General features: G+C 66.3%; 15 protein-coding genes and 1 pseudogene. 11 read left to right on the forward strand and 5 right to left on the reverse strand.

Translation table 11 applies throughout. From position 1 onward, the window contains the following. Window positions 1-5 precede the first annotated feature (5 nt). The 3 genes from WAQ08_RS17805 to WAQ08_RS17815 are packed head-to-tail and all read left to right on the forward strand — an operon-like array spanning window position 6 to window position 2,546. The gene (locus tag WAQ08_RS17805; RefSeq protein ID WP_422193429.1) at window positions 6-836 is read left to right on the forward strand and encodes a MotA/TolQ/ExbB proton channel family protein; all 831 of its coding nucleotides are present in this window, start codon (window positions 6-8) and stop codon (window positions 834-836) included. 18 nt (window positions 837-854) lie between these two features. Further along, window positions 855-1,280 carry an ExbD/TolR family protein gene (locus WAQ08_RS17810; protein WP_422193431.1) on the forward strand — a complete coding sequence of 142 codons (426 nt, stop codon included), beginning with the start codon at window positions 855-857 and terminating at the stop codon, window positions 1,278-1,280. Between the two features lie 57 nt (window positions 1,281-1,337). Beyond that, entirely contained in the window at window positions 1,338-2,546 is a 1,209-nt protein-coding gene (locus WAQ08_RS17815; RefSeq protein ID WP_422193433.1) for a CaiB/BaiF CoA transferase family protein, read from the forward strand. Here WAQ08_RS17815 and WAQ08_RS17820 read toward each other — a convergent pair. After that, window positions 2,530-3,329, reverse strand: a pseudogene (locus tag WAQ08_RS17820) (helix-turn-helix domain-containing protein). The gene WAQ08_RS17815 and the pseudogene WAQ08_RS17820 overlap by 17 nt on opposite strands. A 184-nt stretch (window positions 3,330-3,513) precedes the next feature. On the opposite strand from WAQ08_RS17820, the gene WAQ08_RS17825 reads away from it, so the two are divergent. The 5 genes from WAQ08_RS17825 to WAQ08_RS17845 all read left to right on the forward strand — a co-directional run bounded on the left by WAQ08_RS17825 (window position 3,514) and on the right by WAQ08_RS17845 (window position 7,834). Then, window positions 3,514-3,723: a YiaA/YiaB family inner membrane protein gene (locus WAQ08_RS17825; RefSeq protein WP_422193435.1), complete on the forward strand. Its 210-nt coding sequence runs from the start codon at window positions 3,514-3,516 to the stop codon at window positions 3,721-3,723. A gap of 26 nt (window positions 3,724-3,749) precedes the next feature. Continuing rightward, window positions 3,750-4,196 (forward strand): hypothetical protein, encoded by a 447-nt coding sequence (locus tag WAQ08_RS17830; RefSeq protein ID WP_422193437.1) that lies wholly within the window; start codon window positions 3,750-3,752, stop codon window positions 4,194-4,196. 10 nt (window positions 4,197-4,206) lie between these two features. Beyond that, entirely contained in the window at window positions 4,207-5,013 is an 807-nt protein-coding gene (locus WAQ08_RS17835) for a DUF2145 domain-containing protein (protein WP_422193439.1), read from the forward strand. A 72-nt stretch (window positions 5,014-5,085) separates the two neighbouring features. Continuing rightward, window positions 5,086-7,044 (forward strand): MFS transporter, encoded by a 1,959-nt coding sequence (locus WAQ08_RS17840; RefSeq protein WP_422193441.1) that lies wholly within the window; start codon window positions 5,086-5,088, stop codon window positions 7,042-7,044. Between the two features lie 106 nt (window positions 7,045-7,150). Beyond that, window positions 7,151-7,834: a CAAX prenyl protease-related protein gene (locus WAQ08_RS17845; RefSeq protein WP_422193443.1), complete on the forward strand. Its 684-nt coding sequence runs from the start codon at window positions 7,151-7,153 to the stop codon at window positions 7,832-7,834. Between the two features lie 35 nt (window positions 7,835-7,869). On the opposite strand, the gene tgt is transcribed toward WAQ08_RS17845, so the two are convergent. Continuing rightward, window positions 7,870-9,009 (reverse strand): tRNA guanosine(34) transglycosylase Tgt, encoded by a 1,140-nt coding sequence (tgt, locus tag WAQ08_RS17850; RefSeq protein WP_422193445.1) that lies wholly within the window; start codon window positions 9,007-9,009, stop codon window positions 7,870-7,872. Window positions 9,010-9,080: 71 nt separating this feature from the next. Continuing rightward, window positions 9,081-10,151, reverse strand: a complete 1,071-nt coding sequence (queA, locus tag WAQ08_RS17855; protein WP_422193447.1) for a tRNA preQ1(34) S-adenosylmethionine ribosyltransferase-isomerase QueA — start codon at window positions 10,149-10,151, stop codon at window positions 9,081-9,083. Window positions 10,152-10,413: 262 nt separating this feature from the next. Between queA and recG the strand changes: the two genes are divergently transcribed. Next, the gene (gene recG, locus WAQ08_RS17860; RefSeq protein ID WP_422193546.1) at window positions 10,414-12,465 is read left to right on the forward strand and encodes an ATP-dependent DNA helicase RecG; all 2,052 of its coding nucleotides are present in this window, start codon (window positions 10,414-10,416) and stop codon (window positions 12,463-12,465) included. A gap of 29 nt (window positions 12,466-12,494) precedes the next feature. Next, complete coding sequence (locus tag WAQ08_RS17865) at window positions 12,495-13,418, forward strand: hydrogen peroxide-inducible genes activator (RefSeq protein ID WP_422193448.1); 924 nt, start codon at window positions 12,495-12,497, stop codon at window positions 13,416-13,418. A gap of 33 nt (window positions 13,419-13,451) precedes the next feature. Here the strand turns inward: WAQ08_RS17865 and WAQ08_RS17870 are convergent, their stop codons facing one another. Together WAQ08_RS17870 and WAQ08_RS17875 are read right to left on the reverse strand one after the other, a co-directional pair. Beyond that, window positions 13,452-14,291, reverse strand: coding sequence for a BPSS1780 family membrane protein (locus WAQ08_RS17870; protein WP_422193450.1), 840 nt, complete (start codon window positions 14,289-14,291; stop codon window positions 13,452-13,454). Beyond that, window positions 14,288-15,262, reverse strand: coding sequence for a homoserine kinase (locus WAQ08_RS17875; protein ID WP_422193452.1), 975 nt, complete (start codon window positions 15,260-15,262; stop codon window positions 14,288-14,290). The genes WAQ08_RS17870 and WAQ08_RS17875 overlap by 4 nt, the downstream gene beginning before the upstream one ends. 135 nt (window positions 15,263-15,397) lie before the next feature. On the opposite strand from WAQ08_RS17875, the gene WAQ08_RS17880 reads away from it, so the two are divergent. Then, entirely contained in the window at window positions 15,398-16,066 is a 669-nt protein-coding gene (locus tag WAQ08_RS17880; RefSeq protein ID WP_422193454.1) for a hypothetical protein, read from the forward strand. Window positions 16,067-16,133 lie beyond the last annotated feature (67 nt).

The following is a 16,133-nucleotide window of genomic DNA, read 5'->3' on the forward strand; positions in this document are numbered from 1 at the left end:
TCACCATGACTGACACCGTGACCTCCACCTCCGACGCAGCATTGGCCGCGGCACCCCAGGCCGTGGCGCAGACCACCGTGCCTTCGGCGCCCCCGCCCGGCTTCGGCCACTTCATCGCCCAGAGCGATTTCGTCGGCCAGTCCCTGTTCGCCATCCTGGTGATCATGTCGCTGATCTCCTGGGCCCTGATCGTGATCAAGGGCGTGGCCCTGTACCTGCGCCAGCGCCGCAGCAAGAGCTTCCTGGATTTCTTCTGGAACGCCACCTCGCTGGAAGCCGTGCAGCACGAGATCGCTACGCACGGCGTGCAGGAGCCCTTTGCGCACCTGACCTCGCACGCCATGCACGCCCAGACCCACCACGCCCGCTACGGCGCTGCCAAGCTGGAAGAAGCCGGCTCGGCCCAGGACTTCCTGACCCGCACCATCAAGAAAGTGCTGGATGAAGAAACCATGCGCCTGGAAAGCGGCCTGACCATGCTGGCCACCATCGGTGCCACGGCCCCCTTCGTGGGTCTGTTCGGCACGGTGTGGGGCGTCTACCATGCCCTGCTGGCCATTGGCGCCACCGGTGCAGGCACGCTGGACAAGGTCGCCGGCCCCGTGGGTGAAGCACTGATCATGACCGGCGTGGGCCTGGCCGTCGCCATTCCCGCCGTGATGGCCTACAACTGGCTGACCCGCAGCAACCGCGTGTGGTCTGCCCGCCTGGACGCCTTCGCGTTCGAGCTGTTCACCTTCCTGAGCACCGGCCAGACCCTCAAGACCACCACCACCGAAGCCCCCCGCAACGGCGGTGCCTCGGTGCGCCCCATCAACCCCCAGGCTTCGGCCTGAGCCTCAGTGAGGTGAGCCATGGCTTTCGCAAGCTTTGACAACAAGGGCGGCGGCGCGCCGCTGGCCGAGATCAACATGGTGCCGCTCATCGACGTGATGCTGGTGCTGCTGGTGATCTTCATCGTGACGGCGCCGCTGCTGAGCCATTCGATCAAGCTGGACCTGCCCAAGGCCAGCGCCGAGGTGATCTCGGCCAAGTCCGAGAAGATCGACCTGTCCATCGACGCCGATGGCGTGCGCTACTGGAACACCGAGGCGCTGAGCCGCGAAGAGGTCGCTGCTCGCTTCATGGAGCAGGGCAAGCTGCCCCAGCAGCCCGAGATCCATTTGCGCGCAGACCAGGCCACGGCCTACAAGGCTGTAGCCGAGACCCTGGCCGATGCCTCCAAGGCAGGCCTGAGCAAGATCGGTTTCGTGACCGATCCGGAGCCGGCTGCGCCCTGATGGACATGGGATCGCATTGACCGACAATGGCGGCTGATCTACTGATTCAGCCTGCCCATGTCGACTACCGCGGCACCACAGGCCGGCCCTTTGGCCGGCCTTAAAGTTTTAGAGCTTGGACAACTGATTGCCGGCCCCTTCGCCGGCAAGACCCTGGCCGATTTCGGCGCCGAGGTCATCAAGGTGGAGCCGCCCGCCGATGCCCAGGGGCAGGGCGGTGGCGACCCGCTGCGCCAGTGGCGCATGCTGCACAACGGCCTGAGCGTGTGGTGGCAGGTGCAGAGCCGCAACAAGAAGAGCGTGGTGCTCGATCTGCGCTCATCCGAAGGGCGCGACACCGCGCGCCAGCTCATCGACGAGGCTGACGTGCTGATCGAGAACTTCAAGCCCGGCACCATGGAGAAATGGGGGCTGGCGTATGACGAACTCAGCCGCACCAACCCGGGCCTGATCATGCTGCGTGTCAGCGGCTACGGCCAGACCGGCCCCTATCGGGACCGGCCGGGTTTCGCCGTCGTGGCCGAGGCCATGGGCGGCATGCGCTACCTCAACGCCGAGCCGGGCCGCACACCCGTGCGTGCTGGCGTCAGCCTGGGCGACACGCTGGCCGGCCTGCACGGCGTGATTGGCATCCTGATGGCCCTGCAGGCGCGGCACACCAGCGTGAGCCCCGAGGCGCCGCGCGGTCTGGGCCAGGTGATCGACGTGGCCCTGTACGAGGCCGTGTTCAACTGCATGGAAAGCCTGCTGCCCGAGTTCAGTGCCTTCGGGGCCGTGCGCCAGCCCGCGGGCTCCGCGCTGCCCGGCATCGCGCCCAGCAATGCCTATCCCTGTGCCGATGGCATGGTGGTGATCGGCGGCAATGGTGATTCGATCTTCAAGCGCCTGATGCAGGCCATCGGCCGTGATGACATGGCGCAGGATCCGGGCCTGGCCGCGAACCCAGGCCGTGTGGCTCGCGTGGCCGAGATCGACGAAGCCATCACGGCCTGGACCTCGGCGCACCCGGTGGCCGAGGTGGTGGACGTGCTCAATGCCGCCAGCGTGCCCGTGGGCCGCATCTATTCCGCCAAGGACATCGCCGAAGACCCGCACTACCGTGCCCGCGACATGGTGCTGCCCGTGACCACGCACGATGGCCTGACGGTGGAGGTGCCCGGCATCATCCCCAAGCTGTCGCGCACACCGGGCGGCATCACACGGCGTGGCCCGCTGCTGGGTGAGGACACGGACGAGGTGCTGGACCGGCTCAAGAAGGCGCCTTGATGCTTGTCTTGCTGCCTGCCTTGGCGCTGGGCACGGGTACGGTGGGGCCATCCCGCTCCCGCCACAGGTCCACAAAGGCCTGGAACCACCAGGATCGCAGCCCAACCACCAGGGTATAGGGCTTGCGCTGCTTCATCGGCAGGCGCTGGTCGGACAGGTGCTGCTGGGCGAAATCCTCCGTCACGCGCTGCAGGCGCTCGGCAAACGCGGTGCTCAGGCCAGGCCCCAGCGAGCCATGCACCAGCAGCAATTCGTCCTCGCCCTCAAAGCCACCGGCGAAGTACTCGTCGACCACGTGCTCGCGGAAGAACTGCATCACCGGACCGTGCGGGCGCCAGCGGAAGGTCTTGCTCACGTTGAGCCGGTAGCGGTTCAAGGGCCTCAGTTCGATGATGCCCAGCTTGTCCAGCTTGGCCAGGTAGCGGATGCACTCGGCCTCGCCCAGCTCGTAGGTGGACACGATCTGCTCGTGGGTCCACTGGCTCAGGCAGCAGATCGCCATCAGCAGCAGCTTGCGGTCGGCCACCACGGCCTTCTCCTGCGCCAGCGTGAGCTCGCGACGCAGCGGCTGGCTCTCGGCCACGCGGCGGGCCAGTTCGGCGAAATCCAGCTTGAGCCGCGGCATATCTCGTCGATGCGTGACAGCGGCATGTCGCCTTTGGCGAAGATGCGCTTGATGCTGGATTCGGCCATGCCCAGGCGCTCGGCCAGGTGGGCATAGGTGAGGCCGCTGCGCTTGAGTTCCGCCTTGAGCGCCGTGACGAGGTCCAGGCTGGTGGCCATGGCATCTCCTTGTTTGAATCCCATAAAAGTATCGAAAATTGATACTTCAATGTGCATGGATGTGGACTTCGTATTGTTTCGTTGACCCGGTTCAGGGTGCTTCACACAATGCGCCCATGTTCAACAGCCGAGGCACTCTCATGCCGCCCATATCACCCGTGACACCAAGGCCTGGAAGGCCCAGGTGTGGGCCGGCTTCGGCATGGCCGTGTCCTTGACCGGCTGGGGCCTGTGGCAGATGTCGGTGGCGCCGGCCCTCAAGGCCTACCTGATGGCGTGCTGGCTGTTTCTGATCTCGTCGGCCTTCACGCTGGCCAAGATGCTGCGCGATGCCCACGACGTACTCCGTGCCGAGCAGCACGTCGCCATCGCACGCATCGCCCAAGAGCAATGACATCACGAACCCAAGGAGAACTCACCATGACTCGCAACCTGTTCGAGCGCGGCCTGCACCGCCTGCAGCAACTGACGGCCGTGTCGGCCCTGGCGGCCACCGTGGCCCTGAGCCCGGCACGGGCGCAATCCGATGAGCTGTCCGGTGCCAGTGCGCTGTCGGCCATTCCGGTGGCCGTGTCGGTGGCGGCGCCTTCGATGGTGTTGTCGGCTGGGGTGGTGCTCACGGTGGCGGCCGTGCAGACCGTGGCCGAAAGCACGGTGTGGGTGCTGCAGCGTGCCAGCGACGGGGCCTGTGTTGTGATCAAGGTGGCCAGCCAGGTGGCTGGCGCGGCTTCGGTGGCTGCGGGCACGGCGGTGACGGTCAGCGCCGTGGGCGCAGGCGTGGTCTTGTCGGCGGCGGGGCAGGTGTTGGCTTTCGTGCCCAATGCACTGGGACGTGCGCTGCTGCACAACGAACGTGTGCTGGACTGAGGAGGCTCACATGGACACGATCCCATCATCTGTGCGCACCCGCGGTGCACGCATCGCCGTCAGCGTGGCATTGAGTGCCGCCCTGTGTCTTCCGGCCTGGGCCGGCCGCCCGTGCGAATCCACGCCACCCGCCGTGTCCTCCATCACCCAGGGCCTGAGCCTGGCCGAACGCACGGTGCAGCAGCTTGACGCTACTGGTGCCTCCGTGGTGGCCATTGCGCGCGTTGGCCAGGATCTGAGCCGCTACAACGTGCGCTACTCGCACATGGGCTGGGCCTACAAGGATGGCGACACCTGGTGCGTGCTGCACAAGCTCAACCAGTGCGGCACGGACCGTTCGGGCGTGTACCGCCAGGGCATCGGCGATTTCTTCCTGGATGCGCCGCACGAGTACGTGGCCGGCATCGTCGTGCCGCGTCCGGAGGTGCAGGCCCGCCTGCTGCCGCGCCTCAAGGATGCGGCCATCACGGCGCCGATGCACACGCGCCGCTACAGCATGCTGTCCTACGCCTGGGCGCACTGCTACCAGCAGAGCAACCAGTGGGCGGTGGAGGTGCTGGCATCGGCCATGGACGACAAGGCGGTTGACCGCGAGAGCGCACAGCGCTGGCTGAAGCAGGCCGGCTACCAGCCGACTGAGCTTCACCTGCCGGCCTTGCAGCGCCTGGGCGGGCGCATGACACGTGCCAACGTCAGCTTCGACGACCATCTGCCTGAACTCCGTTTCACGGGGCGCATCCGCACGGTCACCGTCGATTCCGTGTTCACGTGGCTGCAACGTTCAGGAACAGGTGGCGAAACCCTGACGATTCGATGAAGAGGGTGGGCCGGTTTTGGTGTTCAATGCTGGTCCATAAGCGGCAAAGCGGTCACCAGAGAGGATTCCCCCGTGAGCGAATCAGCAACGACGTCGCATCCAGAGCATCAGCAGGCCGGCCAGGGGGCCGCACCCGCAGCAAGCAACCAGTTCGCCCTGTTGAGGCAGAAGCGCTTCGGCCCCTTCTTCTGGACGCAGTTCCTGGGCGCGGGTAACGACAACCTGTTCAAGTTCGCCTTCACGGTGCTGGTGACCTACCAACTGCATGTGTCCTGGCTGGAGCCCAAGATGGCCGGGCTGGTGATCAGCGCGCTGTTCATCCTGCCGTTCCTGCTGTTTTCGGCCACGGCCGGGCAGTGGGCCGACAAGTACGACAAGGCCCGCATCATGCGCGCCATCAAGCTGATGGAAGTGGCCATCATGAGCCTGGCCGCCTGGGGCTTCATGACCCAGGGCGTGGTCGTGCTGCTGTGCTGCGTGGCGCTGATGGGGTTGCACTCCACCTTCTTCGGGCCGGTCAAGTACGCCTACCTGCCGCAGCACCTGAGCCCGCGTGAGATCACCGGCGGCAATGGCATGGTCGAGATGGGCACCTTCGTGTCCATCCTGCTGGGCAATGTGGGCGGTGGTCTGATCATGGGGCTGGGAGTGGCTGGCGCCAAATGGGCCGCACTGGCCTGCGTGACGGTGGCGGTGTTGGGCTGGCTGGTGTCGCTGCGCATCCCGGCGTCACCGTCTTCTGAGCCCGATCTGCGGCTGAACTGGAACCCCGTCACCGAAACCTGGCGCAACCTCAAGCTGGCGCGCGAGTACCCCAGCGTGTTCCGCTCGCTGCTGGGCATCTCGTGGATGTGGTTCTTCGGGGCGGTGTTCCTGTCGCAGTTCCCGTCTTTCGCGCGTGATGTGCTGGGGGGCGATGCGCATGTGGCCTCGCTGCTGCTGGTGGTCTTCTCGATCGGCATCGCTGTGGGCTCGCTGCTGTGCGAAACCCTGTCCCACCGCAGTGTGGAGATTGGCTTGGTGCCGGTGGGCGCGATCGGCATGAGCGTGTTCGCCTTCGATCTCTATTTGGCCAGCCAGGGCCTGACGCACCCGGTGGGGGCGCCGCTGTTCACCGTGCCAGAGTTCTTGCGCAACCACGCCCACTGGCGGGTGATGGCCGATCTGGCGCTGCTGGCCTTCAGCGCCGGTCTGTACAGCGTGCCCATGTATGCCCTGATCCAGTTGCGCGCCAAGCCCAGCCACCGCGCACGCATCATCGCGGCCAACAACATCCTCAACGCGCTGTTCATGATCGTGAGCGCCGTGGCGGCCGGCGCCATGCTGTATTTCGGCTTCACGATCCCGCAGGTGTTCGGCGCCACGGCCCTGCTCAACGTGATCGTGGTGGGTTACCTGTTCTGGCTGATGCCCGAGTACCTGATCCGCCTGGTGATGCTGGTGGTGACGCGCTTTGTCTATCGCCTGCGCGTGCGCGGCGAGGATCATCTGCCCACCGACGGCCCGGGCGTGCTGGTCTGCAACCACGTCAGCTTCGTCGACGCGGTGATCCTGGGCGTGATCAGCCCGCGCCCGATGGTGTTCCTGATGGACCACCGCATCTTCAAGACGGCGGCGCTGGGTTGGTTCTTCCGCCTGTGCAAGGCCATCCCCATCGCGCCGCAGAAGGAAGACCCACAGGCCTATGAGCGGGCCTTCGTCAAGGCGCGCGAGGTGCTGGCCAATGGCGATCTGCTGTGCATCTTCCCCGAAGGCGCCATCACCAAGGATGGCCAGCTGCAGACCTTCAAAGGCGGCATCATGAAGATCCTGGAGGGGCATGAGCAGGTTCCGGTGATCCCGTCGGCGCTGCACAACCTGTGGGGTTCCTTCTTCTCGCGCATCGACGGCACGGCCATGTCCAAGCCCTTCCGCCGTGGCATGTTCAACCACGTGGGGCTGGTGGTCGGGCCGGCCATCCCGGCGGCCGACGTGACCCCTGAGCGCCTGCAAGACGAGGTGCGCAAGCTGCTGGCCGAACCCGCACCTTGACCTTGTAGGGAAGGTGCCAGGGCGCTGGAAGCGCCTGGCGCCGATCCCTGAACCCGGGGGGCTGGGGCGCACAGGGTGTCATCGGGTGCATGGTAGAAAGCGGGCCATGGAACGCTTCATCACCCCTGCCGCGTTGGCGCGCTGTCTGCCTTTCGTCCTGTTCATGGCCCTGCTGATGCTGCGGGGTGCGCTGCCCATCGATGGCACATCACCCATTGATCCGCGCTGGGTCTATGGCATCACGGTGCTGGTGGTGGGGGCCTCGCTGGCCTTCTTCTGGCGCAAGTACACGGAACTGCACAAGGGCACCTGGCTGAGCCTGCCGGAGTTGGGGCTGTCCGTGGCTGTCGGGGTGGTGGTCTGGGCGCTGTGGGTCAACCTGGATCACCCCTGGTTGATGATGGGCGTCGAAGACAAGGTGAGCTTCACGCCGGTGGATGCCAATGGCGATCTGATCTGGCCATTGATTGTCGTGCGCCTGATCGGCGCGGCCCTGCTGGTGCCGGTGATGGAGGAGCTGTTCTGGCGCTCCTTCCTGATGCGCTGGGTCGATAAGCCGGAATTCGAGAGCGTCGATCCCAAGGCGGTCACGCTCAAGGCCATCGTGCTGTCCACCTTCGTGTTCATGCTGGTGCACACGCTGTGGTTCGCGGCCATCCTGGCCGGTCTGGCCTATGCCTGGCTGTACCGCCGCACGGGCAAGCTGTGGGCGCCCATCGTGGCCCATGCCGTGACCAATGGCGTGCTGGGCGTGTGGGTGGTGATCATGGGGGCCTGGGAGTTCTGGTGATCACGCCGGGGGCCTGATCACCCAGGCCCCGCGCCTCAGACGCCCCGGGCCCGGTCGGCGGCGAACTGCGTTTGGAACTCGGCGAAGCGGCCTTCGTCCAGCGACTGGCGCACGTCGGTCATCAGGTTCAGGTAGTAGTGCAGGTTGTGCACTGTGGTCAGCATGGGGCCGAGCATCTCGCCGCAGCGGTCCAGGTGGTGCAGGTAGGCGCGGCTGAAGTTGCCGCAGGTGTAGCAGCTGCAGGTCTCGTCGATGGGGCGCTCGTCCGACTTGTTGCGGGCGTTGCGCAGGCGCAGGTCACCGAAGCGGGTGAACAGATGACCATTGCGCGCGTTGCGGGTGGGCATCACGCAGTCGAACATGTCCACGCCTGCGGCCACGCCGGCCACCAGATCTTCCGGCGTGCCCACGCCCATCAGATAGCGTGGCTTGTTCGTCGGCAGCTTCGGCGAGATGAAGTCCATCACGCGCATCATCTCGTCCTTGGGCTCGCCCACGCTCACGCCACCGATGGCGTAGCCGGGCAAGTCCAGGTCGACCAGGCCGGCCAGGGACTCTTCACGCAGGTTTTCGAACATGCCGCCCTGTACGATGCCGAACAGCGCGTTGGGGTTTTGCAGCTTGGTGAACTCAGCGATGCAGCGCTTGGCCCAGCGCAGGCTCAGCTCCATCGAGGCGCGTGCTTCCTTCTCGGTGGTGATGTGGCCCAGCGACTTGTCGCCCTTCCAGTAGGGCGTGCACTCGTCGAACTGCATGACGATGTCCGAGTTCAGCACGGTCTGGATCTGCATGCTGATCTCGGGCGTGAGGAACAGCTTGTCGCCGTTGACCGGCGACGCGAAGCGCACGCCTTCCTCGCTGATCTTGCGCATCTCGCCCAGCGACCACACCTGGAAGCCGCCCGAATCCGTCAGGATGGGCTTGTGCCAGGCCTCGAACTTGTGCAGGCCGCCGAACTGCTGCATCACGTCCAGCCCCGGGCGCATCCACAGGTGGAAGGTGTTGCCCAGGATGATCTGCGCGCCCATCTCTTCCAGCGAGCGCGGCATCACGCCCTTGACGGTGCCGTAGGTGCCCACGGGCATGAAGATGGGGGTCTCGACCACGCCGTGGTTCAGCGTGAGGCGGCCTCGGCGGGCGTTGCCTTCGGTCTTGAGCAGTTCGAAATTGAGCATGGCGGGTCTCTCGGAGAAGTCTGGAGCGGTGCCTCGGGCGGCGGTCGGGCAGGGCGGTGGCGTGTGCTGGTTCAGCGGCGTGCGCTTTCGCGCTGGATCAGCATGGCATCGCCATAGCTGAAGAATCGGTAGCGCTGCTCGATGGCGTGGCGGTACAGGGCATGGATGTGCTCGTAGCCGGCCAGGGCGCTCACCAGCATCATCAGCGTGCTCTTGGGCAGGTGGAAGTTGGTGATCAGCACGTCCACCACCTTGAGGTCGAAGCCGGGGGTGATGAAGATGTCGGTGTCGCGGCTGCCGGCCTGCAGGATCTGGCCAGCGGGCGCGTTCAGCGCGGCAGACTCCAGGGCGCGCAAGGTGGTCGTGCCCACCGAGACGATGCGCCCGCCCGCGGCGCGTGTGCGCTCGATGGCCTGGGCCGTGGCCTCGGGCACTTCGAACCACTCGCTGTGCATTTTGTGCTCGGCCAGGTTCTCGGTGCGCACGGGCTGGAAGGTGCCGGCGCCCACGTGCAGGGTCACCTCGGCGCGCTGGATGCCCTTGTCGGCCAGTGCTTGCAGAAGCTGCTCGTCGAAGTGCAGGGCGGCGGTGGGCGCGGCCACGGCACCGGGCTTCTGCGCGAACACGGTCTGGTAGCGGCGCTCGTCTTCGGCCGTGTCTTCGTGCGTGATGTAGGGCGGCAGTGGCACGTGGCCGTGGGCGTCCAGCAGCGGCAGCGGGTCGGACGGGAAGCGCAGGTGGAACAGGCCGCCATCCGGGCCGCTACGGCCGATCACCTCGGCGTCGAAAGCATCGGCGAAGCGCACGGTGGCGCCGGGCTTGGGCGACTTGCTGGCGCGCAGATGGGCCAGCACCTCGTTGCCAGGCAGGATGCGCTCGACCAGCGCTTCGACCGCGCCGCCCGTGGCTTTGGCGCCGAACAGGCGGGCCTTGATCACACGGGTGTTGTTGAAGACCAGCAGGTCGCCCGCACGCAGCAGCGAGGGCAGGTCCTTGAAGATGCGGTCGGTCGGGGTGTTGCCCAGACCGTCGAGCAGACGCGAGGCGGTGCGCTCGGCGGCGGGTGTCTGGGCGATCAGCGCCTCGGGCAGGTCAAAATCGAAATCGCCGAGGGTGAAGGTGCGCGGGGCAGGAGAAGTCATGCGGATTGAGGGGCGGACGGGCCCCGTGCCAATGCCGATACCGATTGAGTAAGCGGCTGAAGAACGATGCGTGGGCGCCATCACAGGCGCATCAGCGCGAAACCGTTATTGTCGCTCATCGGGCACGCCCCGAGGGGTGTGCAGGCCCCGCATCGCGGAAAGCGCCCGGCCTGACGGGGCACAATGCCCGGATCACCTCGATTTCCGTGCCACCCGCGTGCCCGACAAGAGCCCCTCCACGCTGTCTGCCCCTGCCAAGGCCATGCTCAAGCTGGGCTTGGAGCGCGACATCGACCTGGCCCTGCACCTGCCGCTGCGCTACGAGGACGAAACCCGCCTGAGCCGCGTGATGGACCTGCGCGACGGCGACACGGCCCAGGTCGAGGGCATCGTGCGCGAATGCCGGGTGGACCTGCGCCAGCGCCGCCAGCTCATCGTGAAGTTGGATGACCACGGCACGGTGCTGATGCTGCGCTTCATCAACTTCTACGCCTCGCAGCAGAAGGCCTGGGCGCCCGGTGTGCGCCTGCGCGTGCGCGGAGAGGCGCGGCATGGTTTCTTCGGCCGCGAGATGGTGCACCCCACCGTGAAGGTGGTGCAGGAGGACACGCCCCTGGCCGGCTCGCTCACCCCGGTCTACCCAACTGCGGCGGGCCTGCCCCAGGCCTACCTGCGCAAGGCCGTGGCCGCCGGGCTGTCACGCGCGCCGCTGTTCGAGGTGCTGCCACCTGAGTTGATCCCGCCTGGCTGGCCCAGCCTGCGCGAGGCTCTGCGCTTTCTGCACCATCCCAGCCCCGAGGTGTCCACCGTCACGCTGGAAGACCACAGCCACCCCGCCTGGATGCGCCTGAAGTTCGAGGAACTGGTGGCGCAGCAGGTGTCGCAGCGCCAGGCCCGCATGGAGCGCGCGCACCTCAAGGCGCCCGCCCTGATCGGCCAGGCCGGCGGCCTGCACGAGCGCCTGCTGGCCGTGTTGCCCTTCAAGCTCACTGGGGCCCAGCAGCGCGTCACCGAAGAGATCGCCGCCGACATCGCCAGGCCCATGCCCATGCACCGCCTGTTGCAGGGCGATGTCGGATCGGGCAAAACCGTGGTCGCCGCGCTGGCCGCCGCCGTGGCCATCGATGCCGGCTGGCAGTGCGCGTTGATGGCGCCCACCGAGATCCTGGCTGAGCAGCACCTGCGCAAGCTGGTGGCCTGGCTGGAGCCGCTGGGCATCACCGTGGCCTGGTTGACGGGCAGCCTCAAGAGCAAGGCCAAGCGCGAGCAACTGGCCCTGGTGGCGAGCGGGCAGGCCCAGTTGGTGGTGGGTACGCACGCCGTGATCCAGGACCAGGTGGAGTTCGCCAAGCTGGGACTGGCCCTGATCGACGAGCAGCATCGCTTCGGCGTGGCCCAGCGCCTGCAGTTGCGCCGCAAGCTGGAAGACCAGGCCCTGGAGCCGCACCTTTTGATGATGAGCGCCACGCCCATCCCCCGCACCTTGGCCATGACCTACCTGGCCGATCTGGACGTGAGCACCATCGACGAGCTGCCGCCCGGTCGCACGCCCATCGTCACCCGTGTGTTCGGCGATGGCCGCCGTGAGGAAGTGATCGAGCGCATCCGCGAGGAGGTCGAGCGCGGCCGGCAGGTCTACTGGGTCTGCCCGCTGATCGACGAGACGGAAGAGTCCGATGAGGCCGCTGACACACGCGCTGGCCGCCAGACACAAAGCCGGCCTCCCTTGGATTTGAGCAACGTCACGCAAACGCACGAAGAGCTGAGCGCCGCCCTGGTCGGCCACGGCGTGGGCCTGCTGCACGGCCGCCTGCCTGCCGCTGAAAAAGCCGAGGTGATGGCGAAGTTCTCCGAAGGCGAGTTGAAGGTGCTGGTCGCCACCACCGTGATCGAAGTGGGCGTGGACGTGCCCAACGCCAGCCTGATGGTGATCGAGCACGCCGAACGCTTCGGCCTGAGCCAGTTGCACCAGTTGCGCGGCCGGGTGGGGCGTGGCTCCGTGGCCAGCGTGTGCGTGCTGCTCTACAGCGCGCCGCTGTCCGACCAGGGCAAGTCCCGCCTGAAGGCCATGGCCGAAACCACCGACGGCTTCGAGATCGCCCGGCGTGACCTGGAGATCCGCGGCCCTGGCGAGTTCATGGGCTCGCGCCAGTCGGGGGCGGCCTTCCTGCGCTTCGCCGATTTCGGTCAGGACGAAGAACTGGTGCACCAGGCCGGCGAGGCGGCCGAGGTGCTGCTCAAGCGCCATCCCAACGCCGCGCAAGAGCACGTGCGTCGCTGGCTGGGCGGCAAGGCCGAATACCTGAAAGCCTGACCCGGCTCCCGCCGTCGTAAGATCACGCCATGACCCTGACCGAACTCCGTTACATCGTGGCCGTCGCGCGTGAAAAGCACTTCGGCCGTGCCGCCGAAGCCTGCTTCGTCTCGCAGCCCACGTTGTCCGTGGCGGTCAAGAAGCTCGAAGACGAGCTGGACGTGAAGCTCTTCGAGCGCGGCAGCAACGAGATCACCGTCACGCCCCTGGGCGAAGAGATCGTGCGCCAGGCCCAGGCCGTGCTGGAGCAGGCCCACTCGATCAAGGAAATCGCCAAGCGCGGCAAGGATCCACTCGCCGGCCCGCTGCGCCTGGGCGTGATCTACACCATCGGCCCCTACCTGTTGCCTGAACTGGTGCGCAACGCCATCGACCAGGTGCCGCAGATGCCGCTGATGCTGCAGGAGAACTTCACCGCGCGCCTGCTGGAAATGCTGCGCGCGGGCGAGCTCGATTGCGCCATCTTGGCCGAGCCCTTCACCGACGCCGGCCTGGCCATGGCACCGCTGTACGAAGAGCCATTCGTGGTGGCGCTGCCGCGCACGCACCCGTTGGCCCAGCGCGAACAGATCAGTGCCGAAGAGCTCAAGCAGGAGACCATGCTGCTGCTGGGCACGGGCCACTGCTTCCGCGACCACGTGCTGGAGGTGTGCCCCGAGTACGCGCGCTTTTCCAGCAACGCCGAGGGCATTCGCAAAAGCTTCGAAGGCTCCTCGCTGGAGACCATCAAGCACATGGTGGCCTCGGGCATGGGCGTGACGGTGGTGCCGCAACTGAGCGTGCCTGCCGAGCCCAATCCGCACCTGGTCTACGTGCCCTTTGAGGAGCCCGTGCCCTCGCGCCGCGTGGTGCTGGCCTGGCGCCGCAGCTTCACGCGCTACGAGGCCATCGCGGCCTTGCGCAACGCCATCTACGCCTGCCAGTTGCAAGGCGTCAAGCGCCTGACGGAGTAAGCGGTCGCGGGCGCGCAGGCCTGCTCACGCGGCTCACTCCGGCAGGTCGTCCCGCGCAGCCGGCTCGTCAGCGGGCAGCGCGTCCTTGTCGTCTTCCTCGGTGGCGGTGCCGCGGCTCTCGAAGCAATCGACCACCGAGAAGTACAGCGAGGCATAGAACGCCGACAGCACCCACATGCTGGCCATCACGGCTGTCACCGTCATCAGCGTGGGCGAGGGGATCACCAGCGTGAGCACCTGGATCACCGCGCCCACGGCCACCTGCAAGGCCACCCAGCAGCCGCCATACACCGCGAAGGCCGACAGGTTGCGCCAGCTGGCGACAGCACTGAAGAACAAGGCCTTGCCCACCGGCACGCGCCCCCAGTACACCAGGGCCGGCGTGTGCCAGAACACCAGGGACACCGGCAGGGCCAGCGCGGCCCACACCAGCATGCTCTTGAGCACCACGGCGTTGTCCAGCGGGCTTTCGGTCGGCTTTGTTTTATTCAGCGCTTCGACGAAGGCCGAGGGCCCCGGGCCCAGGATCAGGCCCAGCGCCACCACCAGGAACAAGGCGCCCGCGTAGATGCTGCCCAGATTGAGCCAGCGCTTGCGGGCTTCAGAGGTCTTGAGCAGCTCTCCGATCAGCAAGGGCGTGATGCGCTTGTCGGAGAGCACCCGCCGCGAGGCCAGCATGAACGCCATCCAGATCATGGGCATGACGCCGACGATGAGCACCGCGCCGATCAGCGGCAGGGCCGACAGCAGGATCGTGCTGGTGACGACCAGGCCCAGCAGGCTCAGAAAACCCCAGGGCTGGCGGGCACACACGGCGATGCCGTTCTTGACCCATTGCAGGCCCTGGGATGCGGGTACGACACGGAGCTTCATGCGCGGGCCACCCCTTCGCGTTGGTAGTGCCAGGGGTGATCGCGGCGCTGTGTGAGCACGCGCTCGAAGTGCGTCGGGTCATGCGGCTTGAGCATGGCGGCATCGCGCGGCAGATGGAAGTCCCACAGCCGCGAGGTCCAGAAGCGCAGGGCGGCGCCGCGCAGCACATCGGGCAGCAGGCTCACCTCGTCGTCGCTCAAGGGGCGCTTCTGATCGTAGGCGGCCACGAAGGCCTGCGCACGGGCGTGGTCGAGCTGGCCCGTGGCCAGGTCGATGCACCAGTCGTTGAGGCACACGGCGATGTCGAACAGGAAGGTGTCCCAGCCCGCGAAGTAGAAGTCGAAGAAGCCCGTGAGCTGGGCGCCGTCGAACATGACGTTGTCGCGGAACAGGTCGGCATGGATGGCGCCCTTGGGCAGGGCCTGGAAACCCGGGCGTTGCGCCAGCGACTGCTGGAACGCCAGCTCGTCGGTGATCAGGGCCTGTTGGGCGGCACTCATGTAGGGCGTGACCACCGGCACGGTGTCGGTCCACCAGGGCAGGCCGCGCAGGTTGGGTTGCTGCGTGGCGTAGTCCTGCCCGGCCAGATGCATGCGGGCCAGCATCGCGCCCACTTGTTGGCAATCCCCGATCCCGGGGGCCAGTTGGTTGCGGCCCCGCAGACGCGTCACCACGGAGGCCGGTTTGCCGTTGAGGTGATGGAGGATCTCGCCCTGAGCATCGGGCTGCGGGTCCGGCACGGGAATGCCGCGCTCGGCCAGGTGCCGCATCAGGTTCAGATAGAAGGGCAACTGCTCGGCGCTCAGGCGCTCGAACAGCGTGAGCACGAAGTCACCTTGGTCCGTGGAGACAAAGTAGTTGGTGTTCTCGATGCCCGAGGTGGCACCCTGCAGTGATTGCAGCGTGCCCAGGTTCAGGCGGGTGAGCAGCCCTTGGGCTTGTTCGTGATTGACTTCAGTGAAAACGGCCATGATTTGAGCGTAAACCCTCAGCAGATGCGGGCGTCCGAGGATGTGATTGTAGGTTTCGCTGTGGCAGACTTCTCGGCTTGATGGCACATGTTCAATGTGTCAGCGTGTTTTGAATCCCGGCAGCCATCCAACACCATGAAATACCAGACGTCCAGCATCCTGTCTCGTGCCACGCGTGTGGCCTGTGTCGCTCTCGCCACCGTGGGGGCGGCGATGGTTGCCACCCATGCTCATGCCCAGAGTTCGGGCCCGTCGCGTGCTGTGAACGTCTACGGCGGGATTGCCTATGGTCTGCAGGTCCGTTCTGGTTGCGATGGCGCGACCAACTGCGAAGCAGGCCGGGATGCCGTGAAGCTGTTCGGCGGGTATCGGATGACGCCGAACCTGGCGACCGAAATTTCCTATTTCTATCTCGGCAAGCAAGACCGCACCTGGGCGCCGGGCAATCCCTCCACACCGACCTACCGGACCGTGGTGAGCAGCACCGAGGTGACTCGAGGCATCCGCAACCAGGAAGACAAGACTTATGCCCTGGGCCTGGGCGTGAACCTCGAGACGGAGCTGTTTTCCTTCATGACGAATCATCTGCGTGTGGGCCTGGCCTACTCGCAGACCAAGAGCGACATCCTGCTGGACAATGGCTCCAGGGTTGGCACCACGAGGGAGCGCATTTTCCCTTACGCTGGCGTTGGCGCGTCGGCACTCGTGTCGCCGTACATCAGGCTTGTGACGGCGGTCGATGTTCTCCTCAACCCTGATCGCACGCACTACGTGATCACTGCGGGGATTTCCGGCGAGTTCTGACCCCGGTACCTTGTCAGACGAGTCTGGGCAGCTTCGGCTGCCCTTTTGTCTTTTTTGCGATCCAACG

The sequence above is a fragment of the Aquabacterium sp. genome (assembly GCF_049274795.1).
Lineage (GTDB): Bacteria > Pseudomonadota > Gammaproteobacteria > Burkholderiales > Burkholderiaceae_C > Aquabacterium.